Origin of the sequence: Streptomyces solincola, from assembly GCF_002982015.1 — a bacterium.
Taxonomy (GTDB): Bacteria; Actinomycetota; Actinomycetes; order Streptomycetales; family Streptomycetaceae; genus Streptomyces; species Streptomyces solincola.
In genome coordinates this window covers 1-6,404 of sequence record NZ_PVLV01000486.1, presented here as the reverse complement: position 1 = coordinate 6,404, position 6,404 = coordinate 1, and the positions used below count along the sequence as shown (strand labels likewise).

Here is a 6,404-nt window from a genome sequence, read left to right as displayed (position 1 = left end):
CCCCGCCAGGCGCGTGAGGGCGGAGGCTCTGCCGTCCCCCTTCCTCCAGGCGCGTGAGGGCCGGGGGGCGGGCGTGCCCTTCCCCTTCCTCGGGCCCCGGTCCAAGGTCGGAGCCGGGCCGGGCCGGGAGACCGACGGCAGGACGGGGGCGGGCCGCACAGGATGGGGCCTGCCCGGGCGTCGAGACGGCGCCCACCCGGACACGACCGCGAGGCGGCGACGACGATGACCACCCAGGACAGCACCACCGGCACCCTCGACGAGGCGCTGGAGCGGCTGCACCGCACCGGCCCGGAGTTCCAGGGCCACCTCAGCAACCACGGGCCGATGGTCGTCGAGGCCCTGGTGCGCGGCGGCCAGGCCGACCGGGTGCACCGCTGGCTCGACGGCTACCGGCGCAGGCTGCGCGAGACGCCCGCCCGCAGCCGGGAGGTCACCCCGGACAACTGGCGCGAGGCGCTGGGCGACCCCCGGCGGAGCACCGACTGGACCGACCACTTCCGCCGCGAGATCGCCGCGCGCCCCTGGCGGGAGGTGCTCGCCGAGTGGTGGCCGCGGCTGCTGCCCGGCATCGCGGCAGGCGCCACCCACCCGGTGATCCGCACCGGCCACGCCGTGCACACCCTGCTCGGCGGCCCGCAGACCGCGCCCCGGACCGGTGAGCTCGCCCACGCCCTCGGCTACTGGGCGGCCCGCTTCCAGCCGCTGCCGCCGCTGGCGGTGCTGCCCGCCGCCGGCCTCGACGCCGTGCCCGCCGTCCCGCGCCAGGGGGGCGGCATCAGCGGCCGGCTGGCCCAGCTCACCGCGCTGCCCGCGGCGCCGGACGCCGACGGTCCCGAGCAGGCCCGGCAGCGGCTCACCGGACTCGTCACCGCCGCGGTGCACCGCTACCGCACCCACGGCCACGGCGAGCCGGTCATGCTGGTGCACACCGCCACCGCGCCCAACGCCGTACTGCGCACCCTGCCCGCGCTGCCCCGCGAGCTGTGGCCGGTGTCGCTGGCCGCGGCCTGGAGCGCCGCCGCCGCGGTGACCGCCGCCTACACCCCGCCCGAGGCCCGGCCGCCCGCCGAGGCCAGCCGAGGGGCCGCCGATCCCGGCGAGCCGATGGCCCGGGCCGCCGATCCCGGCGAGCTGCTGGCCCGGGCCGCCGCGCACGGCGACGACCACGCGATCAAGTTCGCCGACACCGCCCTCGCCGTCGGCGACCCGGCGGCCACCGGCGCGGCCCTGCACGCCCTGGAGCTGATCGAACCGGCGGGCTAGCCCCGCGGACCGGCCTCCTCCCGGCCGGGCGCGTCGGGCGCCGCCCCGCCGCCCGGCGGGGCGGGCAGGGTCAGCCGGGCGATCGCGCCGCCGCCCGGCGCGTCCGCGAACGACAGCTCCGCGCCGATGACCGCCGACTGGCCCGCCGCGATGGTCAGCCCCAGGCCGTGCCCCTTGCTGCCGCTCTCGGTGCGGAACCGCTGCGGCCCGTGCTCGCGCAGGTACGCCGGGAAGCCTGGCCCGTGGTCCCGTACCGTCACCACCGGCCCGTCCACGGTCACCACCACCGGCGGCCGGCCGTGGCTGCGTGCGTTGGCGACCAGGTTGCCCAGCACCCGCTCCAGCCGCCGCCGGTCGGTCTCCACCCGCACGTCCCGCACCACCCGTACCCGGGCCTCGCCGTCCGCCGCGCGCACCGCCCGCTCCACCAGCGGGCCCAGCGGGTGGAAGCCCGCGTCCAGCTCCTCCGAGCCGGTGTCCAGCCGGGAGATCTCCAGCAGGTCCTCGGTCAGCGCCCGCATCGCCCGCACCCGGTCCCGTACCAGCTCCGCCGGCCGGCCCTCCGGCAGCAGCTCGGCCGCCGCCGACAGACCGGTCAGCGGAGTGCGCAGCTCATGGGCGACGTCCGCGGTGAACCGCTGCTCGCTCAGCAGCTTGCCCTGGAGACTGGACGCCATGGTGTCCAGCGCCCCCGACACCGTCGCCACCTCGTCCTCGCGGCGCGAGCGGTCCCTGGTCCGCGGGTCGTTCACCCGCGCGTCCAGGTCGCCCGCGCTGATCCGGCGCGCCACCTGCGCCGTCAGGTGCAGCCGCCGGGTCACCCGGGTCACCGCGACCGCGCCCAGGACCAGCGTCGCTCCGATCGCCAGCACCGACGACCCGACGATCGCCCGGTCCAGCCCGCTGATGGTGCCGGCGCTCAGCGAGTAGTCCAGCCGGACCGCCAGCGCCCTTCCGTCCGCCGGCCCGGCCGCCCACATCGTCGGACGGCCCGCGTGGTCGGTCACTACCGTGCCGCGCTCGCCCCGGACGGCCAGCCTGCGCAGCGAGGACGGCAGCCCCGCCGGGTCCACCCCGGCGTATGAGGGCAGCGGGTCGCCCGCCTCATACGCCTCGGTCACGTCCTCCAGCTTCTCCAGCGCCTTCTCCCGCGCGGTGTCCACGGTCTGCCGGGTCACCGACGCGTGCACCAGCGCCCCCAGCATCGCGGCCAGCGCACAGCACATCACCGTGATGAAGGCGGCCGCCTTCCATGTCAGCGTCGCCGTCCAGCCCGGCAGCCGGAACCCGCCCATCACCGCGCCCCGGACCCGGAGCCGGACGGGGCGGGTGACGCGGAGGGCGACGGTGACGATGACGGGGACGGTGACGGGGACGCCGACCGCGGGGCCGGTTCCCGGGGCGGGGAGGTCGCCGACCGCACCCGTACGATCTCGTCACTCGCCGCGAGCATCGCCCCCCGCCGCGGCTCCCACGTCCAGGTGGTCCGGTACTCGTAGCCGGGGATGCCCGCGGACACCGCCCGCACCACCAGGTTCCGGCCGGCCGCCTGCACGCCGACCACCTGGTCCTCGTCCGCCAGGATGCGGGTGAGGCCGCCGTCCTTCGGCGTGTAGACCCGCAGCCCGGTCTGCTGCTCCTCCATCCGGACGGCCACGATCAGCTCCTCCCGGCCGTCCCCGGTCAGGTCCCGGTAGTACGGGCGCAGCACCGGGCAGGCCGCAGGCCGCTCCCGGCACTCGCGGATCCGCCGCACGGTCGTCTCGTACACGCCGTCCTCACCGCGGAACTGGTCCGGGTCGGCGGCCAGCTCGGCCTGCACCACCGCGACCGGATCGGCCCGGCGCACTTCCCCGCCCGGCAGCCGGACGCCGCGCACCCGCTCGGTCTCGCCCTCGCCGTAGTCGTACGGGGGAGCGGTGACCGGCGGCAGGTCCGGCCAGAGCCGCACCGGCCCGGCCGCGGTGGGGGTCGGCCCCGCGCTCTCCAGCCCGCCCGCGTCCCCGCACCCGGTCAGTCCCGCGGCCAGCGCCGCGCCGGCGCAGAGCAGCACCAAGGCGCGGACCGCCGTACGGGCCCGGGACGCGGTACGGGGCGGGCGGCGGCTCACGTGCGGGGTGCTCCTCGTGCTGGGCGACCCCGTCCGGCGTCGGACGGCTGGTCGGGCGGGGTGTGTGCGCCGCCCACCTTATGGCGCGGGAATCCCCAAGTGGAGGTTAGGTGCCTTTTGTCCCCGCGTGGCCGTGGACCTCTCGACCCCGCGTGGCCGCAGGCCCGCTGTCCCCGTGCGGCCGCGAACCCCGGCGCACGTCAGGCGCGGGCGGCCCCCGCGCCGGCGAGCAGCCGGTCCGCCTCCGCCGCGTCGATCCGCTGCTCCGCGCCGCAGTAGGTGCACTGGGTGGTGTACGAGGTCGAGACCGGGAACAGCGGCACGAAGAACAGGGTGAACTTGGTCGTCCGCTTGCGCAGCGGGTGGGCCGCCTGCCGCCCGCAGCGCCCGCACACCAGCGTCAGCACGGCCAGTTGCCGCAGATACGCCTTGGTCCCGAAGAGGAAGATCACCGTTCCCGCTCCCGTCAGCCGTCGCCGAAGCCCTTGCCTTAGCCGTCGGCACAACCCTTACCGCTGCCGCTGCCACTGCCGCCATAACCGTGCCCGTCGCCGGGCTCACCGAGCTGCCCGTGGCCCAGGGCCCGCCGGCACAGGGCCAGCAGCTCCTCGTCCCGGTGGACGTCCTGCTCACCGGGTACCCGCCCGGCCGACTGGTACCGCCGCGGGCGGGCCAACTCGGCCCGGAGCAGCGCCGCCGCCTCCGCCGGCACCGGTCCGTGCCCGGCCCAGCAGCGGGCGACGGCCGGCCGGCAACCGTCGTCCTGCCGCCAGGCCGCCAGCAGGACCGGCAGCGCGTCCGCCGCCCGCCCGGTCACCGCCCACAGCGCCGCCGCCGCGTCCACCCGCAGCGCGATCGCCGGGGCCGCCAGGCAGCCGCGCAGCTCGGGTGCGGCCACGGCGGCGGCCGGTCCCATCGGGGCCACCGCCCGGGCCGCCCGGCGGCGGAGCTCCGCCTCGGGGGAGCGCAGCAGCCCGCGCAGCATCGGCAGCCCGGCCTCCGCCTCGCCCTCCACCGCCCACAGCGCCCCGGCCGCCGCGACGGACACCGCGGGCGGACCGGCCGCCAGCAGGGCGCGCAGGTCCCCCGCCGCCGCCCCGCGGGCCGCCGGTCCGAACGCCGCCAGCGTCCGCAGCGCCGTCCCGACCACCGGGCTCCCGTCCGGCAGCCACATCTCCGGAGCGCCCCGCAGCACCCGCAGCACCTCCGGCAGCGCGTCCGCACCGCCGGCCGGCCCGGCCAGCCCGGCCACCGCCTCCAGCAGGGGCCCGGCCGTGTCCGTGAGGCAGTCGTCCAGGGGTAGCCGGGCCAACCTGCGCCGCAGTGCGGGCACCAGCGGCGCCGCCGCCCGGCCCAGCCTCGGGATGGCCGAAAGCAGCCTGCCGTCCGGCCTCGGATGCGCCAGCGCCCGGGCCACTCCGGGGACGGCCCGGGCGTCCCCGGCGCGGGCCAGCGCCAGCAGCGCCCTGCTGCCCGTGCCCAGTCCACCGGATCGTTCCGGCGCCCACGGGGCGGGCTCGGCGGCCACCGCCTCCGCCAGCGCGTCGGCCGCCGGGCGGGCCAGCGTGAACAGTTCCTCCAGGCGGATCGCGGCCGCCCGGGCCAGCCACGGGTCGCCCGCCGCCAGCTGCGCCCCGATCAGCCGCACCACCTCGTCGTACGAGCCGCGCCAGCTTCGCAGCAGCTCGCCGCAGACCCACAGCGCGTCGGTCCGCCGGCCGCGCTCGGGACTGCGCAACTGCACGGTGACCAGCGCCGTGCGGTCGGCGACCCGGTCGTGCAGCGCGCCGTGCAGGGTGCGCAGCAGGTCGTCCGCCCAGGCCGTGCCCCGCTCGCCGGGCTCGGCCGCCCGCTCCCCGTACCGCGACTCCCCGTACGCCGGTTCGGGCCGTGGCCGGGTCTGCCCCAGCAGGGTCGGCGCGCTCGCCGGGCACCCCTCGGCGGGGGCGTGCTCCGCCGCCTCCCCGCACCCGCCCGGGCCGCCCGGCCGCCCGTCCCGCTCGCCGCCCCACGCCGACCGCGCCCAGATGGCGAAATCCGTACCCTCCGACCCGCCGTGCCCGCCCGCGGCCGCGTCCGCGCCGAGAGAGGCGTCCGCGCCGCCGTCCCCGTGGTCCTCCCGCTGCCCGCCGTCCCGGTCGGCGCCCCGGAGCCCGCCGTGCGGCTCCGCGTCCCCGAGCGCGGCCAGCAGGTCGGTCACCCGGGCCACCACGTCGGCAGGCAGTCTGGCGGGCGCGCACCGGGCCAGCCGGGTCAGCGCGGCCAGCCGCACCGCCGGGTCCTGCGCCGCGCCCATCAGCCAGTCCAGCCACTCGGCGATCTCGTCCCGCAGCGAGGCGTACCGCAGCGCCAGCCGCCCGATCGCCTCCACCAGCGCGAGGCGCACCTCGCTCTCCGGCTCGGCGGTCAGCCGCTCCCGCAGCAGGCCCAGCACCCGCGCCGGGTCGCCGTGCAGCGAGGCCAGCGCGCCCGGCACGGCCAGTCGCACCTCGGGATCGCGGTCACCGAGCAGCCCCACGAACACCTCCGCCCCGGCGGCGACGGCGGCCGACGCCATGGCGTAGTTCGCGGCGTCCTCGAACTCCTCGTCCTCCGGGTCGAGCGCGGCCAGCTCGTCGTCGCCGTCCAGGTCGATGCCGCCGATGCCGGCCAGCAGCTCCACCAGGCAGCCCCGGTCCCGTACCGCCGGATCCGCGACCAGCTCCAGCAAGTACGGGATGCAGGCCAGCGTCGAGTCGTACACGTCGCCCTGCGAGTGCACCGCCCCGTACAGCGCGTCCAGCGCCGCCTCCCGCTCCACCGGGTCGGCCGACGCCAGTGCGCGCAGCAGCGCGGGCACGTCGTCCGCCGGGCCGTGGGCATGGCTCAACGAGGCCCAGTCGACCTCCTCGATCCCCCTGAACATGCCGCCCCTCCCCGCCTGCCCTGCACTTGGGGGCAATAGTGCACCACACCCCGGAGAAGGATGCCCCGGCAATCGGACACCCTTGAGCGCCCTCCGCGCGCCCCCTGGCACCCGGTGCCAGGG

At 78.2% G+C, this 6,404-nt stretch carries 5 protein-coding genes; 1 reads left to right on the top strand and 4 read right to left on the bottom strand.

Going from position 1 to position 6,404, the window contains the following annotated elements; translation table 11 throughout:
* The first annotated feature begins 225 nt into the window (after window positions 1-225).
* Window positions 226-1,266 (top strand): questin oxidase family protein, encoded by a 1,041-nt coding sequence (locus C6N75_RS25120; RefSeq protein ID WP_105871165.1) that lies wholly within the window; start codon window positions 226-228, stop codon window positions 1,264-1,266.
* On the opposite strand, the gene C6N75_RS25115 is transcribed toward C6N75_RS25120, so the two are convergent.
* The 4 genes from C6N75_RS25115 to C6N75_RS25100 form a co-directional block, all read right to left on the bottom strand.
* Window positions 1,263-2,561: a sensor histidine kinase gene (locus C6N75_RS25115; RefSeq protein ID WP_105871164.1), complete on the bottom strand. Its 1,299-nt coding sequence runs from the start codon at window positions 2,559-2,561 to the stop codon at window positions 1,263-1,265. The genes C6N75_RS25120 and C6N75_RS25115 overlap by 4 nt on opposite strands.
* Window positions 2,561-3,376: a hypothetical protein gene (locus tag C6N75_RS25110; RefSeq protein WP_322888077.1), complete on the bottom strand. Its 816-nt coding sequence runs from the start codon at window positions 3,374-3,376 to the stop codon at window positions 2,561-2,563. The genes C6N75_RS25115 and C6N75_RS25110 overlap by 1 nt, the downstream gene beginning before the upstream one ends.
* A gap of 200 nt (window positions 3,377-3,576) precedes the next feature.
* Window positions 3,577-3,825, bottom strand: a complete 249-nt coding sequence (locus C6N75_RS25105) for a zinc-ribbon domain-containing protein (RefSeq protein ID WP_105871166.1) — start codon at window positions 3,823-3,825, stop codon at window positions 3,577-3,579.
* Between the two features lie 41 nt (window positions 3,826-3,866).
* Window positions 3,867-6,281, bottom strand: a complete 2,415-nt coding sequence (locus C6N75_RS25100) for a HEAT repeat domain-containing protein (RefSeq protein ID WP_107503752.1) — start codon at window positions 6,279-6,281, stop codon at window positions 3,867-3,869.
* Between the last annotated feature and the right edge of the window lie 123 nt (window positions 6,282-6,404).